The organism is Oceanihabitans sp. 2_MG-2023 (assembly GCF_030547245.1).
In the GTDB taxonomy this organism is placed as follows: Bacteria; Bacteroidota; Bacteroidia; order Flavobacteriales; family Flavobacteriaceae; genus Oceanihabitans.
In genome coordinates, this window is the sequence record NZ_JAUOQT010000002.1 from 331603 (window position 1) to 352910 (window position 21308).

Annotated in this window: 15 protein-coding genes; all 15 read right to left on the minus strand. The window is 31.1% G+C overall.

Annotated elements, in window-relative coordinates; translation table 11 throughout:
* Nucleotides 1-2 precede the first annotated feature (2 nt).
* Nucleotides 3-896: a heme o synthase gene (gene cyoE, locus Q4512_RS05450; RefSeq protein WP_303422534.1), complete on the minus strand. Its 894-nt coding sequence runs from the start codon at nt 894-896 to the stop codon at nt 3-5.
* Between the two features lie 262 nt (nt 897-1158).
* Nucleotides 1159-3246, minus strand: coding sequence for an energy transducer TonB (locus Q4512_RS05455; RefSeq protein ID WP_303422537.1), 2088 nt, complete (start codon nt 3244-3246; stop codon nt 1159-1161).
* Between the two features lie 118 nt (nt 3247-3364).
* Entirely contained in the window at nt 3365-4168 is an 804-nt protein-coding gene (locus tag Q4512_RS05460; RefSeq protein ID WP_303422540.1) for an energy transducer TonB, read from the minus strand.
* 116 nt (nt 4169-4284) lie between these two features.
* On the minus strand, nt 4285-5013 hold the full coding sequence (locus Q4512_RS05465; RefSeq protein ID WP_303422543.1) for an energy transducer TonB: 729 nt from the start codon (nt 5011-5013) through the stop codon (nt 4285-4287).
* A 61-nt stretch (nt 5014-5074) separates the two neighbouring features.
* Nucleotides 5075-5449: a VanZ family protein gene (locus Q4512_RS05470; RefSeq protein WP_303422546.1), complete on the minus strand. Its 375-nt coding sequence runs from the start codon at nt 5447-5449 to the stop codon at nt 5075-5077.
* A complete protein-coding gene (gene gcvH, locus Q4512_RS05475; protein ID WP_303422549.1) occupies nt 5442-5822 on the minus strand; it encodes a glycine cleavage system protein GcvH in 381 nt (126 codons plus the stop codon). The genes Q4512_RS05470 and gcvH overlap by 8 nt, the downstream gene beginning before the upstream one ends.
* Nucleotides 5823-5882: 60 nt before the next feature.
* Entirely contained in the window at nt 5883-13055 is a 7173-nt protein-coding gene (sprA, locus tag Q4512_RS05480) for a cell surface protein SprA (RefSeq protein ID WP_303422551.1), read from the minus strand.
* 6 nt (nt 13056-13061) lie between these two features.
* A complete protein-coding gene (gene ruvA, locus Q4512_RS05485; RefSeq protein WP_303422554.1) occupies nt 13062-13643 on the minus strand; it encodes a Holliday junction branch migration protein RuvA in 582 nt (193 codons plus the stop codon).
* Nucleotides 13644-13744: 101 nt separating this feature from the next.
* Nucleotides 13745-16051 (minus strand): NADP-dependent malic enzyme, encoded by a 2307-nt coding sequence (locus Q4512_RS05490; RefSeq protein WP_303422557.1) that lies wholly within the window; start codon nt 16049-16051, stop codon nt 13745-13747.
* Between the two features lie 243 nt (nt 16052-16294).
* Nucleotides 16295-17200, minus strand: coding sequence for a hypothetical protein (locus tag Q4512_RS05495; RefSeq protein ID WP_303422559.1), 906 nt, complete (start codon nt 17198-17200; stop codon nt 16295-16297).
* A gap of 174 nt (nt 17201-17374) precedes the next feature.
* Entirely contained in the window at nt 17375-18538 is a 1164-nt protein-coding gene (locus Q4512_RS05500) for a hypothetical protein (protein WP_303422562.1), read from the minus strand.
* Between the two features lies 1 nt (nt 18539).
* Complete coding sequence (locus tag Q4512_RS05505; RefSeq protein WP_303422565.1) at nt 18540-18992, minus strand: hypothetical protein; 453 nt, start codon at nt 18990-18992, stop codon at nt 18540-18542.
* A 58-nt stretch (nt 18993-19050) separates the two neighbouring features.
* Nucleotides 19051-19557 (minus strand): hypothetical protein, encoded by a 507-nt coding sequence (locus tag Q4512_RS05510; RefSeq protein ID WP_303422571.1) that lies wholly within the window; start codon nt 19555-19557, stop codon nt 19051-19053.
* 103 nt (nt 19558-19660) lie between these two features.
* Nucleotides 19661-20704: a hypothetical protein gene (locus Q4512_RS05515; RefSeq protein WP_303422574.1), complete on the minus strand. Its 1044-nt coding sequence runs from the start codon at nt 20702-20704 to the stop codon at nt 19661-19663.
* Nucleotides 20705-20767: 63 nt separating this feature from the next.
* Nucleotides 20768-21235 (minus strand): hypothetical protein, encoded by a 468-nt coding sequence (locus Q4512_RS05520; RefSeq protein ID WP_303422577.1) that lies wholly within the window; start codon nt 21233-21235, stop codon nt 20768-20770.
* Between the last annotated feature and the right edge of the window lie 73 nt (nt 21236-21308).

Here is a 21308-nt window from a genome sequence, read left to right on the forward strand (position 1 = left end):
GATTAACGTATAAATTTATCTAATACATATACTATTTGTAGCAATGTAATATAAGAAACACTAGCAATCATTAATGTTTTTGCTGCTTGTGTTGTCATTTTTTTGAATAATTGAAGTGCAAAATAAAGTAAAACCAAACCTAAAAGGCCAACAATAACTGCCGAAATTGGTGTTATGTATAATTTTCCTGTAAAACCAAATGCTGGAATTAACGACGCTAAAACTGTCCATATGGTATATACAATGGTTTGTACAGCTGTACCTTTATCTTTTTTTCTGGTAGGTAACATAAAGAAACCTCCTTTTTTATAGTCATCGAATAAAAACCAACCTATTGCCCAAAAATGTGGGAATTGCCAAAAAAATTGAATAGCAAATAAGGTGCCTGGTTCTATACCAAAATCGTTAGTAGCGGCAACCCAACCTAACATAAACGGTATTGCTCCGGGAATCGCTCCTACAAAAACAGATAATGGTGTTTTTGTTTTTAATGGTGTGTATACACAAGCATATAAAAATATGGAAATTGCTCCAAACATAGCTGTTTGCGGATTTATTACATATAAAATAACAAGTCCTAAAATGGTAAAAATAGTGGCAATTGCAAAAGCAGTATTTACAGACATTCTTTCCGCAGCAACTGGTCTATCTTTAGTTCTATCCATTAAAGCATCTAAATCTTTTTCTATAATTTGATTAAATGCATTAGATGCTCCAACCATAAAATAACCACCAAAAGCTAAAAGAGTAAGTGTGGTATAGTCTACAGTTTCTACTCCTAATAAATAACCTGCTACCGAAGAAAACACGACACTTAATGCCAAGCGCATTTTAGTAATTTCTTTAAAATCTGAAATTATGCTATGTTGTACTGAAGATGTAGCTGTTGTACTCAAATAAAACGCTTTGTTTTGCGAGTGCAAAGATAGTTTATAAAAGCATATTTAAAAAGAAAAAACCACAAGGTTTTAGGTTGTGGTTTTTTGTTCTTGTCTTTTACATCAAAAAACAATTAAGCAAAACAACACACCATAAATTAATCTTAATTACATACTCCTCTGGTATTAATTACAATTGGTCAATAGAAATGAAATTGCATTTCTTTACTAATAAAAATTTCGTCAAATTATATGAGATTCCTTCTTTCAAAGGAATTGTCTACAAATCAAAATACCAATTAAACAAGTCTGTACGTATACCAAAATTAAACCAAACGGTATTATTTTTAAATGCAGTACTTGTTTGTGCTTCTGGATTAAAGTCTCTAATAGTTATATCTGCAAATATTTTCAGGTTGGTTGCTGGGTTTATTAAATAACCTGCTTGAAGGTTTGTGTAGAATGTTTTTGTCTTGTTTCCTTGTCCTACGGTAATTCCAGTGTCACTTGGTCTATTATTATAGGTTTCGTAAATATTGTTTCCGTAACTAATATTATTATCAAAATCTAAACCTCTATTCCCTAGGTTTATTTTAGCATTTGCAAACCAGCGTTTATAATGGTAACGACCAATTAAAACTAACTCACTAAAGTTTGCTCCCCAAAGATGTGCCATAGATTGGTTATTATGCCCATAATTTAAAAATGTCGTATTGTGCGAATAAGTATATGGCCTTACTCTATTATACTCCGCTTGCAACATCAAGTTATTCACTTTAAAAGCATTATAATATTTTAAACCTAATTGGTAACCAAATTTATTTTTCCAACTTTTTTCTCCTCCTGTAATATCATTTAATGAAAATTCATCTAACACAAATTGACTATATGCATTTATATTGTCGTTCACTTTATATTTTGCAGATAAACCCATTATAGCATTACCTGCGTCTTGCCCAGTTTCGAACTCAATCGCTCTATAAAAAATAATTGGATTTAGGTAATTTACATCAAAACCTCTGTTTTGCGATTTTGCCCAAACTATAGATTCGAAAAAACCAATATTTAAACGTTTTGTAGCATTCCAGCTTAAAAAGTGCGTTGCCATGTATTTATTTAAATAGGCGCCATCTTCGTCTGTTCCAGCAGGTGTAACATCCTTTAACCACATCCAAGTATTGGTATATTTAATTTTCCAGAACTTGGTGTTAATTTTTAAAAATGGAGAAGGGCTAGCAACATCACTTACAAATAAGGAACGATATCCGTCACCAATAAAATTCTTACCATGACCAAATTGCACGTTTAAAAAATTGGTAGGTGAATAAGACAAGTATGCTTCAGCAACCGGATAATCATAAGAGTCGGCTTTAAATCGTTTTGCAATTCCTCTTCCGGGAATTATTGCAACCTCATCAGAAGCTTTAATAGATTCGGCATATTGATTATAATATTGCGCAAAGCGTCCTTGACTTTCAAAAACCGAAGCATAGAAACTAAATTTCTTACCTAATCCTCCTTGAATATTAATTCCTCTTGTATTATTATAGGTAGAACTAAATTCGGCGTCGGTATCTTTACCAACTTCAAAATCAAAAATAGGATCTATAGTAAACCAATAATTTTCGGCTTGGTAACGAACCATGTGTTCATTCCATAATTTTCTAGACACTAAAGTTTCTTTTCCTTTATGCAATGCTTCATTTTCGGCTTTAAAATCGTAATATTTGGAAACATCTTCATATATAAAAGGCTTAGATGCAGTATGGCTATTAGTACCTACTAGATTAATATTCCTATCAAATTTAGCATATGCACTATGCGTAAAAGGTATATTTAACTGACTCGTATATTCTTTGTTTGTATAAGGAACAAGTTTTTTATTTACGCTATCGTATTCGGTTTTAACAGTCTCTTCTATAGACAATTCCTCATCTACTTTTGTAATACTTCTTTTTTGAACTGCTTGATTTATAATAGGAATTTGAATGGGAATAGAATATTGCTTAAAGGTTGGTTTACCATTATAGGTTCCTGGTTTAATCTTTGGTAATGCTTCAAAAACACGAGTAGCTTCTTTTTTTAACTCCTCGTACATTGCATCCACATAAACCACTTTAAAAGCACCTTCTTTATCTACTTCAAAAAGCACAACAACTTCGCCGCTATACTTTTCTTCGGAAACATTTTCTGGTGTTTTAAATGTATTATAAATATGATTTAACACGTTAGCATCAAAACAATTTTGAAGGTTTTCAATTTCTGAAGCTTCACAATTTGGAAAAACGGGAGGTTTTTCGAAAAAGGAATCTTCTTGAGAAAAAGTAACATAAGGAAGAAGAAGAAGTAAAAGGATGAATTTCTTCATAATAGGTTTCGCTGTTTTTTTATAATGTGGTAAGATACTATTTTTTTAGAATTTGATAGACCCAAAAAAATCGTTAACAACAACTTATTAACGATTTTTATAGAATTAATATGTTCAATTAATTTTGAACACTAAATTTAATCGGTATTCCATAAATAACGGAAACATTTTTATCTTTTTGTTTTCCTGGTGTCATTTTTGGTAAATCACCAATAACTTCTTTAGCTTCATCTTCAAGTTCTTTATGAGCAGATCTAGCTTGTACACTGGTAACATTTCCGTTTCTATCTATTTTAAACATAACATTAATTTGTTGTATTCCTTCTAGGCCTAAATCGCTAGCAATGTCTGTATCAAATTTTTTCTGAATATGTTTTCCTATTTTTTCAGACATGCAGGCTTTACGCTCTTCATTGGTTGTAGCACTTTCACATCCTGGAAAAACAGGTACAATTTCAACAAAATCGAGAGGAATTTCTATTATTGGATCTGGCTCTTTTACATTGGGAACATCGACAATAGCAACTACAGGGTTATCTACTATTGGAGGATCTTCTACAACCACTTCTGTAATAACAGCATCTGGCGTATCGTTTGCGACAGTAGTATACACATCTACCAACTTTGCTTTTTTCACCTTTTCTATTGGGACTGGTTCTTTTATCACTAGAGGTTCCTCAATGACATAATTAATATCAATTAAATCATCATCGATATCTAAAGGAATGGCATAACCAACCTCTAAAGATTTTGTTTCAAACTGCATTTCTAAAAGGCCGTAGCTAAATAGTAAACATACAATTAAACCAACTTGAAAGTAAATGGTAGAGTTTTTTTGTAAATTTGCATCATGCTTTTGTGATTTTTTTACGTTTTCCTCTTTTTGGTCATTGAGGTCGTAAGCATTTTTAAAATTTCTCATAATATTAAAGGTTTTAATGTTAATGTTATGATAAAATCACAATAAGTATACCAAAAAAGAAATCCCGTTACAAATAATGTAACGGGATTTTAATTTATGTGGAAAAACGTATGGTATTAGTCTTGCACTTGAAAAGAAATTGGAAATCCGTAAGGTACTGTTACCGATTTACCACGTTGCATACCTGGTTTCATTTTAGGCAATTGACTTACTACCTTTACAGCTTCTTGTTCTAATTTTGGATGTGGTGCTCTTGCACGTACACCAACTACATTTCCGTTTTTATCTACTTTAAACTGAATGCTTATTCTGTGCTTTCCAGCGTTTAATCCTAAATCTTGTGCTAAATCTGTATTAAATTTTTTGTTTACAAACTTGCTGATTTTTTCAGACATACATTTTTTTCTTGCATTGTTGTTTGCTTCTTTTTCACAACCTGGAAAAACAGGAACGTTTTCAATAACAGCAAAAGGTACTTCTATATCTTCTTCTACTTCTTCAATTTCTTCTACTTCTTCTACTTCAACAATTTCTTCTTCTTGACTAGTTTCTGTAGATTCAATTACTGTTTCTTCAACTTCAACTTCATCTTCAACAACTTCAATTACTTCTGGTGCTGCTGGAGGTGGTGGTGGAGGTGGAGGTGTTTGTAATTGCTCTGTAATTGGCACTTCTTCCTCTAACTCTTCATCTAGATTTAATTGTCCAATATCTATAATAGACTTATCGTATGTTTTATAATTAATTGCAAAATTCGTTAAAAATAACATTAATGCTAGACCTACTAAAAAGTATAGGCCACTATTTCTACCAACGTTTGCTTTAGGATTTTTCTTAAGTTCCATGATTATATGTTTTTACTTGTTGCTAAAATAACCATTTATTTGGCAAATAAGCAAGGGTTTATTATTTTTTAACTTTAGTTTTTTTTAGTAGTAATAAAAACACAATGGTTATACCTACTCCTAATGTATTGGCTAATATATCATTATTATCTGCTACTCGTGTATTGGTTAACATACCTTGTAATGCTTCAATAAGTATACCAAAAATTACAGATACAATTGCTGCAACTACTAATGCTTTGTTAAAGGGCCAATTAAATTTAATATGAAATGTTTGAAACCAAAACCAAGATAAAGCACTATAAGCGATAAAGTGCAATATCTTATCGGTATTAGAATAGTTTATATTTGGTATACCTGAAATATGAATAAGACTTGCTATTGTTAAAACAACAGTATAACATATCGTAATACCAAATGTAAATTTTTTAAGCACCTATAAGTGATTTATAGTCTTCGGCTGACATTAAATTTTCTACTTGAGAAAGATCGGAACATTTCATTTTTATCATCCATCCATCTCCATAAGGGTCTGAATTCACTTTTTCTGGCTCATCTTCAAGAGCTTCATTAAATGTTGTGATTTCTCCAGATAAAGGTAAAAACAAATCAGAAACTGTTTTTACAGCTTCTACTGTACCAAAGATTTCTTCTGCCTCTAGTGTTTCGTCTACAGTTTCTACTTCAACGTATACAATATCTCCTAATTCGCTTTGTGCAAAATCTGTAATACCTATAGTAGCTTCATCGCCTTCTAACTTAATCCACTCGTGATCTTTTGTATATTTTAATTCTGATGGAATGTTCATTTTATTTATTAAATTATTGTTATTGACAAATGTATTTAATTGTCTTTTAATTTTAAACTTTTAATTACCAAAATTATATCTTAAAGTTATACCAGATCTAATTGTTGTTTGTGGGAACGCTGTAGATATCGCATACTCTGAAAAAGTATAATCAAAATAGAAAATTCCGGTTAGATTTTTACTAAAGGCATAATCTGCAGTAAATTTACCGCTCCACAAAGATTGCCCTGAAGTGATTTGGTTATTTTCAAGGTCTAAATATCGGATGATGGTTTTATTATCTCTAAAGGAAACATCTGCCTTAAGGTTTATATCACTAATGATGGTTTTGTTAGGCCCTGCAAGTTTAGATTTCATTCGTACATCTTTAATTCTGTATCCTAAACCTACTATGTACTCTTGACCTTGTATTTCTGTCATTAAATTATTATCGAAACTTAAAGATAGCATTCTATCTTTTTTCATTTCTAAAAGTACTTTTATTGCGCTTTTAGATTCGAAATCGATACGAAACAGTGGGCTAAACATTTCTGTTAAGTTAATATTACTGTATAATTTTTCGTTTTTAAAGTCTCCGTTTTGATCTAATGCTTCAGTCGGTTGACTAGCATAGTCTACGGTTGAGTCTGGAGCGCTATAATCTAAATTTGTTCTAAATTGATTAATCGTATACGCAGAACGGTAACCATGAGATAAAGAGAAACGTTTAAATCGTTTTTTAAACCAATTCATCTTCATAAAACCAGTATATTTTAAATCCCAGTTTGGAATTGGAATGTTTCGCAATGCGCTAGTTTTCGTTTTACTTGCATCTTGCCCATGGTAAGCAGATAAAAATGCAGGTAGCAATACAGATTGACTCGTTTTGCTAAATCCTTCTGGATAACCATCGGCATCTCTATTAAAAGTTGCACCACCATAAAATCTATTAGCTAATCGATTTGCAATTACTAATCGGTTGGTTCTAAAATCTTCAAAGGTTTTAGATTCATTTTCATCGCTTTTATTAAATGCCGTTTTAATTAAAGCTGTAGAAATCGTGAAATTCCCGTAAGTATTTGGAGTTAAGGACTGATATTCTAGATCACTATTTACGTTATAATTTTCGGTTAAATTTTCAGAATATATTCTATTTCCAACGATATCTACTTTAAGATCATTGAAAGGCTCTACATTAACAGCATAGTCAAACTGTTTTGCATGTGTTTCTGTATATTGTTGATTAAATTCTGGGTATTGTGTTAACCATCCATTTCTAGCTGCTAGGTATCTAATATCGTTTTGACTTCCAAAGGTATAACCAAACGTAGGTTTTAAAGTTCCTGCAAAACCTGGTGTTTCTAAATATCCTGGAAGGTATGTTCCATTAGACTCGTTATAATTTAACTGAATACGTTTCACACTAGTTAGTAAGCCTATACCAAAATTAGCTAGTTTACCTGTTTTTTTAGCAGTTTTAGGCTTTTTTGTTTTATTATCTTCACTAGGAGGTGTTGCTCTACTAGTTCTACTTATTTTACTGTTTTGTCTAGATCTTTTTTTAGATATACCAATATATTTATACAGCTTATTCATATCTAAAGATGCATTAATATTATGTTGATTAGCGTTAGATATAGAGTTTCCTAAATCGTAAGTAACACCATCTAGTTCTAGGTCTCCAAATAAATCAGATCCTTTTTGCCATTGAAATTCGCCACTATATGAATAGGTAGCATCAATAAAGCTTAAGGTTGGTATTTTGTTTAATGGCAATTGATAGTTTATTCCCAATTGTTGGTATTGTCTGTTAGGATCTCCAAAGTCGAAGAAACCATCCCAAACGGTTAATTCAGAATCTTGTCTTCCATTTAAATCATCATCTATATAATAGTTTCTAACAATTTTATTACTAGAAGAAGTATAGTTTAAACTTAATGATTTTGTTAAATTATAGTTTATTGTATACTGAAAATCGTAAGTATAGTTTCTTTTGAATAATTCTTCTAAACCAATATTATCTCCAGTTAAATCTACATCTCTAAATTTTTGTTTATTAAATTGTCTATTAAAACTAGAATTAACGGTGAAACTAGAAGGCAAAGGGTTAAAGTTAAAATCTTTCAATAATTTCCAATACTTACCAGTGAATAGCGAGTCATTCTTTTTAAAAGGCTCTATCGAAATTGGGGCAAAATTATATGCATAATTTGCTCCTGTACTTACTTGTTGATCTAGGGATCGTTCTATTTCAAAATCACGATATTCTTCTTTATTATAGGAGTAATTTAATGTTAGGTTTTCTACATCATAAAATTTCGGTTTTTTATCTGTAGTTCTATTTTTTCGTACTCCAATAAAGTTAATACTTTTTCTTTTTGTGTAGGTTTCTGATTGTTCTAGAATGATATCTTTTTCTTCTTGAGTTTCTGCGGCATCAATTCTTGTTTGCAATTCTATATCTTCATATAATTGATCGTACTTTGGAGTGATACTTTCTTCTCCTTGCCCATAATTAAACGGTATTTGTACTCCCCATTCTTTTGGTAATAACTTGCCTACATTTACATTAGTAACTATATCATACTGCATTACATCTTCTAGGCTACGTTCTTGTGGGCCTTGCTCTATTGTACCGAAACCAGAGGTGCTATACGCTCCTGTAGCTGTAATATTGGCAAAATCTGCTATGTTTGCATCTGCACTTACTACTGTTGCCCAACCTCCTTCATTATCCATTTCCGCAAGACGAAGTTCATTAAACCAAACTTCACCACACCTATTACTACCCGTAGCATTTTTAACACCAACCATTAAGCTTCTAATATCTCCAAAATTAGGGTTACCAAATATAGCAACACGCTCTTGACCGACTGTATATGTTGAAAACTCTGCCACAGAGTTTTCGCTTACAACACCATCAATAACATCGTAAAATGTCGCTTCTGTAGCACTAAAATTATCTGCAATTGCTTTCGCTTTCAACTGTTGTAAAATAGACAATTCTATGTCTAATTCGTTACTATCTGGCCAAAGATCGGATCTTGAAGTTCCAGTAGAGACTTCTAAAGGCACTTCTATTTGATAGTAGTTTTGAGAAAGGTCATTACCCATTCTTATAAAACCTACTAAATCACCATCAGACAAAGTAGACCTATCTTCACCTACTTCTGCGTGCATAAACATTTTTAAACGCTCATACTGCCTCATATCTACATTTATATTTTTGTAAACTGCTCTAGCATCATGAGACTCTAAGTCGCAAACATTAACCACTAAGGATTGTTCATTTTGTCTTATTACCGTATTGTTATTATACAACTCTTCTGCTTCTACCCCTGGAGGAGAATCGTAATCTCCGTCGTTTTCTAATGTACTAATTACCCCAATACTAAAATCTGTATTATCATTATCTGGATCCCCAAGGTCTTCATCTAGAGTTTGCGTATACCTCCTCCATTCACTTCGTACTAAATCTAAAGAACCAAATCTAAATACAGTTGCTTCTGTAAAGTCTTTAACATACATACGTGCAAAGCGTATAGAACGTAAGTCTGCGATACCCCCAACATCATTTGTAAAATCGGTAACTGGAACTCTAAATTGATACCAAACAGGAACTACAGATTGCCCATTAGGCAACTGTCTTGATTCTGTATTTTTAATATCTACTATGTAAGCATTGTTAAGGTTCAAGGTTGAAGGTGTAATATCTAATTCATATTCAAAGTAACTATCAATGGTATTCATTGTGTTATCTCTATTAATATCTTCAACATCTGGTTGTGTTGTACTACCTCTATTAGTATCACTAAATGTATCTGGAGAGTTACCTTCTACATTGTTATATTTTTTATAACGCTCAAATACATCCCCATCTGTATTTAAAAAATAAGCATAGTTATCATTTGCAGGATCTTCCAAATTTTGATAATCTAATGATGTTGAAAGTTCTTTCTCTTCTCTATCATCAAAACCATCATAACCAACATCTTGGTTTGTACGGTCATCTCCTGTAGAATCAAATGCATAAATTAAAGATTGGTTTAACGGTACTACACTACCCCAATCTGTACGAGTAAAAACACTAACATCACCATCGTCTGGCAAACCATTCTCATATAGTTTCCTACCATCTTTAATAATATCTTCTGAAATATTTCCAAGATTAAAAACTAATTTACCTCCTGGATTCGTAGCATTTTCTTGAAAAGGATCCTGTAGCCAAAACTCTATATATTCCACATTTGCTTGTTCAAAATCGGTAGAAGTAAGCTGACGAGAAATCCCTGCCCAAGAATCTTCAGGAGAATCTAAAACTCCTGTATGTGCTCCAGGTTGAAAATTATAAGGACCACGTTCTTCTGGGTAATATGCTAAATCTAATGTTGTTAAAACTGTGGTTTGCCCTTGTGCAATATCTTGTTGAGGAAAAAGTTCATTAATAAATACCCTTGAAGTATATAAATCGGACATATCATCATCACTAATACCTCCTGGACGCTGGCTACTGTAGAAAATTGGATCGATATGATACCAGTTTAACATAGCCCTATTGTACCCATTTGTAATATTTTGCACATCATAAGTATCTGAATCATCGACTCTAATTGGTCTACTTGATAAATACCAAGAACTAGCCGATTTTAAATCTATAGCACTTTGCGAACCTTCAAAATCATCTATATAGGAAGTTGCTTCACCATCAAAGTCTGTTCCGCTAGGTGAACCGGGTTTTAAAACTGCAACCTCACCTCTTACCGAAAGGTTTGATGGTACATCTGTATCTATATTTGGTAATTTATTTGCTAACCTAGTTAAAAACGGAACCTCTGTAGAGTAATTTACATTTAGTCCATAAATCTGATTATTTATTGGCTCGCTATTATAATTAGCCTTTTGTGTTACAGGTCTTTCCTTTAAACTAATATATGTTGCACCAAGAATAAAATTTTCGTTAAACTTATGCTCCACATTTACCCCAAAGAATCGTTTTGATGTTTGTCCAAAAATAGAGTTGTTTTCTGTTGAGACCTGGATTGGTGTATTAGAAGCAGCTAAAGCTTCGTCTAAAATTTGTACGGTACCTAATTGATAATTTACGGTATAATCAATACCTTCAACAAGTACTCGTCCTCCTGCTGTAACTACTACAGAACCTCTTGGCACATTAAATGCACCAATAGAAATACCTCCACTACCAGAAGATGTGTAGCTACCTTTTATTTGGAATTTATTTTTTTCAACTTCTTCTAGAGCAGCTGTTTTTGTCTCTTTATACAAAACATCGTATACATATTTTGCTTGATTATCATTATATGAAGTTGTCATATCATAATCTTCTCCGCCTAAAGCTAAAACATCAAACAGATATTCTCCAAATGGCTCTACTTTAGTAAATACAATTTTACCATTATCTGGAAGAATAGTAATACTAGAAACATAATCGAAGAAACCATCTCCTCCAACTTGCGGATCATTATTGTAGTTTAATTTATCTAAATGAAATAAACGTATTAATGGTGTTTCTGTAATTTCTGAGTCATCTGCAGTATTTGTTGTATTCGCATCAAAAGTTGGAAATGTTGTTCCTGAAACTGGAGTAATAAAATTTACAGGAGAACCTTCGTTATAAAAAATATTTAATTTAAAATCTTCTTGACTTAATTGGTATGCTCCTGTATCGTAAATATTTTTCATCATTAAATCCCAAATAGGTTGCGAAGTTGATGTAATTGGACTTTTTAATAATTTTAATACTAAGTTATTATTGGTTACTGAGGTCACATCTCCATTAGCATCTGTTGTAACTCCTGTTGCATCTACACCGTCATTAGCAAACTCACCAACTTGATAAACTTGACCTGCAACGGTAAACTGAAAGGCCACTGCTAAGACTTCGTCACTATTTAAACGTTGATTTAAAGAAATGTATCCTAATTGTGTATTTAAAGTATATTCTTGACTTTCTGTTAGTTTTCTTGCGTTTTCTAATTTTGCATAGTCTGCACCTTCTGTAACGCCTGCTACAGAAATACCAGATTGCACAGTGGCAATATCTCTAATTAAATCATTAAGTTGTGATCCTGCTCCTCCAATGTTTGTTGGATCGAATGCATTATTATCATTATCTGGATATGCATTTGGCCCTCCACTTACAGAAACTGCAGATCCCACTCTAGCGGTTTCCCCTAAATCTTGAAGTGCAACAATATTCCTAACATTTTCGGTTCTATTGGTTCTATTGGTAATCCAAGCTTCTATCCTAGTAATTTGTACTTGTGTATTAATAAAAGGGTAGTTATTTAATGCATTATCGTAGTTTTCTCTAAAGTAATGCGCTAAAAAGAAGTGTCGATTTTCGTCATAATCTCTAGCAAAAAAATCAAATTCTTCTAATGTTCCTCCACCTTGTGCTACCACTGTATTAGTATCGGATTTCTGTTCAGAAAAAACTGCAGTAACGGTAGTTTTTCCAAATTGCAGTTGGGTTTTTACACCAAACAGACTTTGCGCTCCTGTAATTAAAGAACTATTAAGCGGCATACTTACGTTACCAACTTCTATTTTTTGAATAATATCGTCTTCGGTTGGCGTGTATTCTAATTTAACGAGGTTTTGAAAATCGAAGGTAGATTCTGTATCATAGTTTGCCGTAACTTGCAAACGTGTTCCCACCTTTCCTAATAGACTTAGGCTAATACGTTGATCAAAATCGAAAGTGAAATTGCTTCTATTTCTAGGTGAAAATGCTGGATTATCTTGTTTAGAAAACAACACTCCTAAATCCATTTCAACAGATCCTTGTGGTACAACCTCAATGGTATTACTTCCAAAAATAGTTTCAAAAAGTCCAGAGTTTACATAAAATTCTGGCAATAGGTTTTTTTGTTCTTCTTCACTTCCTTCTTTTTTACCATCAAAAGCATCAATTTTTTGTTTATAGTAACTCCTTTGGTTTTCTTTTGCTACTAAAGTTTGATATTCTTCTGGTGATAAAATTACTGGATAGTTAATATTGAATGTACCTACAGATTCTGTATAAATATATCTATCGGTAACAGGGTCGTAGGTATATTGTGAAACAATACTAGTAGGATTTGGCATTTGTAAATTACCAAGACTATAACCAGTACTTGTAGAATCTTGTGGTGTTGGCTCTTGTGACCAAGCTACTAAAGATAATAAAACTGCAACAGTTGTAAAAAGTTGCTTTTTAATAGCGTTTGTTGATTTATAGTTAATTGTATTCAAATCTTATTATAAATTTTTTAAAGCTTGCTTAATAATTACTTCTACGTTAGCATCTGGCTGTACAGCTATCACTTTGTCTACTACACGTTCTGCCTGCTTTTTATTAAAACCAAGAACTTCTAAAGCAGATAACGCTTCATCTTTACTTGTATTGTTTTGAGATACGGAAACTTCATCAATATCATAAATCTTTAAAACTTTATCTTTTAAATCTAATATAACACGTTGTGCTGTTTTTGCTCCAATGCCTTTAATAGACTGAATTAAAGCCACATCACCAACAGCAATACCTTCTCTAACTTGTTTTGGCGTTAATGAAGAAAGCATGGTACGAGCTATACTTGCACCAATACCACTAACTGATATTAATAATTTAAACATTTCTCTTTCTGCTAAAGAAGAAAATCCAAAGAGGGTATGTGCATCTTCTTTAACTTGAAGATGTGTATACAGTTTCAGGTTTTCTTGATCTGGAATTTGAGAATAGGTATGTAAGGAAATATGAATCATATAACCAACACCATTGCAGTCTATAACAACATCTGTTGGGTTTTTTTCTACTAATTTTCCTTGTATATGTGTTATCATGTAAAAATTCGCATTAAACCTTCAAATGTAATAAAATTATTATGCAATACCATTGCGATATGTTAAATCATAATAAAATGTTAATTTAATCGGTAAAATACTTACTTGTTACTTAACTTTTTACTTTGTTTTATTTCCCATTTTTCTTTTTCTTGAGCATCAATAACTGCAATCGCAGTCATATTTACAATTTCATCTACGCTTGCACCAAGTTGCAAAATATGAACAGGTTTACGCATTCCCATCATAATAGGACCAATAGAATCTGCTTTGTTAAGTACCTTAAGAAGTTTGTAGGTTATATTTGCTGCATCCAGATTAGGAAAAATTAATGTGTTCACTTTTTTACCAGCTAATTTTGAAAATGGAAAAATCTCTTTTATTTTTTCGCTATCTAAAGCAAAATCGGTTTGTAGTTCGCCATCTACAATTAGCTCTGGATAAGCTTTATGCAACATAGAAACAGCTTCTCTAACTTTTGAAGCTTTTTCATTAGTTGAAGATCCAAAATTGGAATAACTAGTCATTGCCATTACAGGATCCATACCAAACATTTTCACTGTTCTTGCTGTCATTTGAGCAATTATAGCTAAATCTTTAGCTGTTGGATCAATATTAATTGCTGTATCACTTAAAAACAACGGACCTCTTTTAGTCATCATTAAATTAGTAGTTGCAAGACGAGTGGTTCCATGTGCCATTCCAATAAGTTCTAACATTGGTTTTACAACCGATGGATAACTTCTAGAATAACCAGAAATAACGGCATCTGCATCTCCTTGATTTACCATCATTGCTGCAAAATAATTACGCTCACGCATTATTTTTTGAGCAGAATACATGGTAACACCTCTACGTTTACGTTGTTGCCAATATGCTTCTGCATATCTATTTTTACGTTCTAATTCTTCGTCAGACTTAGGATCAATAATTAGGACATCTGCTTCGAACTCGATTTCTTCTTTAAGTCTTTCAATTTCATCTCTTCTTCCTAAAAGAATTGGGTGTGCAATACCTTCTTCGTAAACAATTTGTGCTGCTTTTAAAACATCCAACTGGTCTGCTTCTGCAAACACAACACTTTTCGGATTTGTTTTTGCTCTGTTGAGTAAAAGTCTAACTATTTTATTATCACTTCCTAAACGCTCTAATAGTTCGTCTTCGTATTTTTGCCAATCTAATATTGGTTCTTTAGCAACACCGCTTTCCATTGCTGCTTTTGCAACAGCAGGAGGTACTGTTGCTATTAAACGAGGATCAAAAGGTTTCGGAATTATATATTCTTTACTAAAAGTTAATCTCGTTTCACCATAAGCAATGTTTACTTGCTCTGGAACTGGTTCTTTAGCTAATTCGGCCAACGCTTTAACTGCTGCCATTTTCATAGCTTCGTTAATTTTTGTAGCACGAACATCTAAAGCTCCTCTAAAAATAAATGGAAATCCAAGTACATTATTTACTTGATTAGGATGGTCACTTCTACCAGTAGCCATAATAATATCGTCTCTAGTATCAATTGCTAATTGGTAACTTATTTCTGGATCTGGATTAGCCATTGCAAAAACGATTGGATTTTTAGCCATGGTTTTTAACATTTCAGGAGATACAATATCGGAAGTAGATAAGCCAATAAAAACATCAGCATCTTGCATTGCTTCATACAGTGTGTCTATTTTTCTATGTGTTGCAAACTCCTCTTTTTGAGTTGTTAAATTATCTCTATCATCACGAATTACACCTTTACTATCTAGCATTACAATGTTTTCTCGTTTTGCACCAAATGCTTGGTATAATCTGGTACAAGAAATCGCTGCTGCTCCTGCTCCACTTACCACAATTTGAACTTCTTCAATCTTCTTTTCGGAAAGTTCTAATGCATTTAACAATGCTGCTGCGGAAATAATTGCAGTACCATGTTGATCGTCATGCATGACCGGTATATCTAATTCTTCCTTTAATCGTCTTTCTATTTCGAAAGCTTCAGGAGCCTTGATATCTTCTAAATTAATTCCTCCAAAAGTTGGGGCTATATTTTTAACAGTAGCGATAAACTCTTCTATGTTTTCGGTATCTACTTCAATATCAAAAACATCTATTCCAGCAAAAATTTTAAACAGAAGTCCTTTTCCTTCCATTACTGGTTTTGAGGCTTCTGGACCTATATTACCTAAACCTAAAACTGCAGTTCCGTTAGATATTACAGCTACTAAGTTTCCTTTAGCAGTGTATTTATAGGCATTATTTTTATCTTTTTCAATTTCTAAACAAGGCTCTGCAACACCTGGTGAATATGCTAGAGACAAATCTCTTTGCGTCGCATATTTTTTTGTAGGTACTACTTCTATCTTTCCTGGAGTAGGCTTTGCATGATATACTAATGCCTCTCTACGTTTGCTTTGTTTACTCATAAAAAATGATTTAACGATGACTTGCAAATGTAAATTTTTATGATGAAATAGAATAGAAAAAAACCAGAAATAGCGTAATAAAAAAACGCTACTGTTTTAGGCAGAATATTCTTTTTCGGCTTTTATATTTTGAATTAAAAGCTTCAACATTTTTTTAAATGAACTAATATTTTTAAGAATAAAAAAGTCTTAGAAATCAAAAGATAATTTCTAAGACTTTACTTAAATTCAAAGCATTTAAAGCTAATCCATTAACACCTTTGCTCCTTCTGGTTTAGAAAAGAAATTCTCCTCTACCGTTGGAGAAAAGCTAAGATCACTTACTTCAATTTTTGTAATATATTCACCTAATCCATCTGTATCTTTAGTAGACCAATAGGTTTTAAAGCCAGTTGCAAAAACAATACCGTCTACGGTTGTTGTTTCTTGTAGTACTGTCGTTTTTTCTGGAGCATGCCCACCATTTGGAAAGTATTTAGGGTACGAAACTATATATTTAATTGCTGTTACCAAGTTGGTTTTTGCATTTATATAAAGAATATAATAATCGTCTGGAGCAGAACCTACACCTGCATCATAAGTTGCTTTTATAACCTTTTGTGTTTCTTCTTGAAATTGTTGTTCTGGTAATAACTCAAGACGAACACCTGCGCCATCCAAAACAAATGGATGACCAGAAAAATACAATGGAGTTAAAGCCCAAAATTTAGTATCGTAATTAAACGATGTACTATCCTTTGCTTTTATCCAAGATTCTTTTCCATCCCAACCAAAAGTAGATGTTGTATCTGTAACACTATTGTGTCTTGCTTTATTACTCCAAGTATCAATAGTTTGATAAGAGTCTCTAATACCTTTACCATTTACTGGCAAATAATTAAAACGCATAGATAAATAACCATTAGAATACCATGTGTTTAAACCTCCGTGAGCTTCCATAGCATTCCACAGGACTTTACCTGCTTCTGTAGTATTCAATCTTTTATTCGCTTTCCCTACTCTTTCTTTAATCCAAGAATCTGGAATATGATATTGTGTTTCAGACGTTTTCACTTCCACGCTAGTAGCCGCTTCCTTTTTTGTAGTTTCTTTACATGCTACAAGATTTAATACTAAAAATAGACCTAGAAGGTTAAAAGGTATTTTCATTTTTTATATTCTTTTTTATTAATTAATAAAACGTAGTCGAAATAATTCTTCGAACCTTTCAAAATTAAATAAATTTATTTTAAAATGATTCCTGGATGAAACCTATCACTTAATGATGCTGTAGTTTAATTACCTGAAACTTGATTAAATAATCTTCCTAATAAAAGAAAAAAACTAATCGTATTCATTAATTCCGTAAAGGACTTGCTTCATTTTACTTCCATTAATTTCAACGGGTTTGTAGGCAGTATTAAACTTTTCAATACTGGTTTTTATATTTTCTTTTAAGGTTTTATATTCTGTAGGTATTTTGCTTGCACATTGTTGTTCGTTTTCATAGCTGTTTAGCATAATACCAAATTTCTCATAAAACTTTGCTCCTTGGTTTATATGTGAATTATATTGCGTTATAAATTGCAAAAGCCTATCAATAGGAAATTCTAGATTTATCTGCATTTTATGTGCTTTATAACGTTGTGTTTCGTCATTAATGACTTTGTTTAATTCTTCTAAAAACCCATTGAGACTTCCTCTTACAGCATCCCAATCATCTGCATTTCTACATTCTTTTAGTGGTGTTTTATATTGAATCGGTTTTGTAAAATCTACAAACAGTTGTTCTAACTCCTTAATAATATTATCATTACTTTTTTGCAAAAAGGCAGTTTCAAAATAAATGGTATTTAAATCATTATGCATGCGTAAAGTAAAATCTAAAATGCATTCTACATCTTCTAAATTAGCTTCTTTTTCCGCTTTACTAGAACTAGTATTTGTAAATAGGGATACGATTGAATGTACCACAGAAGTATATATATTATCTCCTAAAATATTTGATAGATTAAAACCTTCTTTTTTATCTTGTTTACTACTAATGACATCTTTCATTTTAGCAAACTCTGGATAATGATTAGGGTTACTTAAATTATTAATCTCGTTAAAAGTTGCTACACTAGAAAAATGATGATCTAAACTCAAGGTTTTTTCATATAAGATTTTAATAATCTGTAAGCCTTTTAAATAGCGTATTTTACTTATATCACTAGCTTCCGATAAAGCATTTAAATTCAACTGTTCTTTTAGTTGATCTTTTTGTATTAAAAGAGCGACTTGCTGGTTTGCATTATTTGTTTTTGCAAGTTTTTTATTTAAAACGACAAGTCTTTTCTGTAAACCAATATTTTTAAAATCATAACGTGAAGTAACAGCCTTCGTTTCTTGTTCTAATTCGTTTAAAACAATAGCTATATTGTTTTCTGGTTTTACATGTGCAAAACCAGAATAGGATATAAACAACAAGAGTATTATTGCTATAAAATGTTTTATAAACTGTACCATACTATTCTAATTTTAGCCTTATAGTAAATGTGTCTTTTGTTATTATTATTGGATAATTCCCCTTTGCTATTTTGGTTAGAGGTTTTGCTGTTTTCAAACCTATTTTGGTTTCTGCTTCTAGCGTTAAATCCTCTTCCATAATAAAGGTTAATTCATTTACTTTAGAGGTTGTAGTAAGGTATTGCCCGACTATTTTATATTCTTCCTCTTTTGTAATTTTAGATCTATCTATAATTAAGGTTATGGTATTCTCTTTATTATAGGTTACTTGTGTGTTTGCTTGTGCTTTAGTAGTACTTGTATTAAAACCACAAGCACCTCTACCACTACAATCTAATCCTAATCTCCCAAACGATAATTCTGTATTAATTGTTGTTTTCTCGGAAATATTTTTCACTTGAGAAAAGGCAATAGTGGTTAGGCATAGTAGCGCTATGTGAATAATTTTTTTCATAGATATTTTACATGAAAATTAACTACCTATTAAAAAATAGAAGCAGATAGTTAATAAATTAATACTCAAAACCATTTAAAGCCCAAAGAACATGACATCTAAAACAAAAAAAACAACAACCATTAAACATTTTATTGTTATTATAGTTATCTAAATTATCCTCAATTATTATAATACCAAACAAACTTTGTTCTTTACTTATATCCTTTTTTAATTGTCCTGAATTATTCATATAATTTATTGCGTCATAAATCACTTTCCCTGAATCTTCTAATACAATATTCATTGATGTATTATTGGATAAATAGTAAAACACTTTTTTTATTATTGCTTCTCCTTCTTTTGAAATTGGAGTTATTTTAGACGTACCATATAATTCCTTCTTAAAAACGATATAGCTATCTCCTTCCTTGTAATATGGTTTTGCTAATTCTAGCATAGAGTTTAAAGTTTCTGCTAATTCTTTTTGCATACCTTTAATGTCATTTGTAGATTTTGTTTGTGCTGATATATTTATGGTAAATGATACCATAACAATTATGTATATAAAGTGTAAATTTTTCATAATTTAAGTTTTTAATTCCCTACTCTTTTATTGCTTTTCGGGTTTCGCATTTTATTCATGTTTTATGAAAAAATAATATTGATATATAGTGTTTTTCTCCTAGCTACTTTAAAAATTCTATATTTAAAGTTGACCAATTAATCTTGTTATTTAATAAATCGTTTAAATAACAAATATTCTTTTCTGTTACAATTATGTTATCTACTGAATTAATAACATTACCTAATTTATAAATTTCTGATTGATTATTTGATTGATAAAAAATCAATTTATCATCTTGGATTATTGATCTATTCGTATTCTCAGTAATTTTATTATTTTTATTTTTTTTATAATAAACTTTACCTTCTGTATAGTCTAAAACCCAATTATAATTTTTCAAAAATTGTACCCCCATTAAATTTCTTTTAATATAATTATTTGATTTAACTATAAAATCATTCTCCATTGATTTAAATCTAGAATTGAAAACAGTGTCTAGTTTGCCTCTATTCATAAAGTAAGAAGAATAAGTTTCTGTTTTAATCTTATTAAAATCCTCTTTTGTTAGTAAAAGTGAATATGGGTTTCCTGTATCTAGCTTAACATTCAAATATTGACCATTAACACTTAAAGAAATAATAAAATAATAACCATCAAAGTCTAAAACTTTAAGTTCTTTATAGTCTTTATTATTTTTTATAAATGATACAGGTAACTTTTGAATAATATTATTTTTAAAATCTAAACCTATAACTTCATTATAGAATAACTCACACCCAATTAGTCCTAAATTATCATTACAAATAGTATTATTTGGTAAAACTCGAAATACTGCATTATTTACTTCAAAAAAATTATTTTTAATTAATTCAATAACTATTGATTTATTCTCAATTCGTTTTCCATTTGAATTAACTAATTCACCAATTTTTATCGAGTCTTTGATATTTAAACTTTTTAATTTTTCGCTATAAATAATATTTGGGGCTCCGATATCTAAAAAGAAATTAACACTATCTTTTAGAGAGATCCTATTATTTGATATTTCAAAAGGGATTAATTGATTGCTAAATTTAATATCCTGATTATTAACTAACTTATTAAGCTTGATAAAGCTACAGCTACAAAACAAGCATATAATTCCAATAATATAAAGGTTCCTCATTTTTTGTAATTTAAGTTAATACTAAATAAGAGGTTGATCAATTAATCAACCTCTTCAAAAAGCTTACACCCAAGTATCATCTAACCAATCAATAAACTTTCTTAACCAGTTAAACCATTTTGGTTTCTTTATCCTAGAAGCCTCTCTATCATACTTGACTTCATATTTTTTTAAGGCAATAGCAGTTTTTGCAAAGCTATTCCCATCTATATAATCGTAAACTTGATCTGGACTTAATTTCTTTGTGTGAAACACATAAATTTCTTCCATATAAGGTTTAAAAATATTTATTAATTCTTTATCATCTACACAAGATGTTGTTGATTTAACAAACTCATCTTTAGTCATGCCGTTTTTATAGAATTCTTTTGTTTCTAAATACGTAATAACTGCATGAAACTTTCCAACTAATTTTACGGAAGTTGGAATTTTATCATTTGTCTTAAAACTTTCTTGTGCTTTAGAACTAAAAGAAATCAATATCATAAAAACTAAAGTAATAACTGATATTACATTTTTTAAGTTTTTCATTTTAATAAGATTTAAATAAGATCAACTACTCTATACGTTTTTCGGTATACCCGGCTTTTTAAAGTGTGTAAGC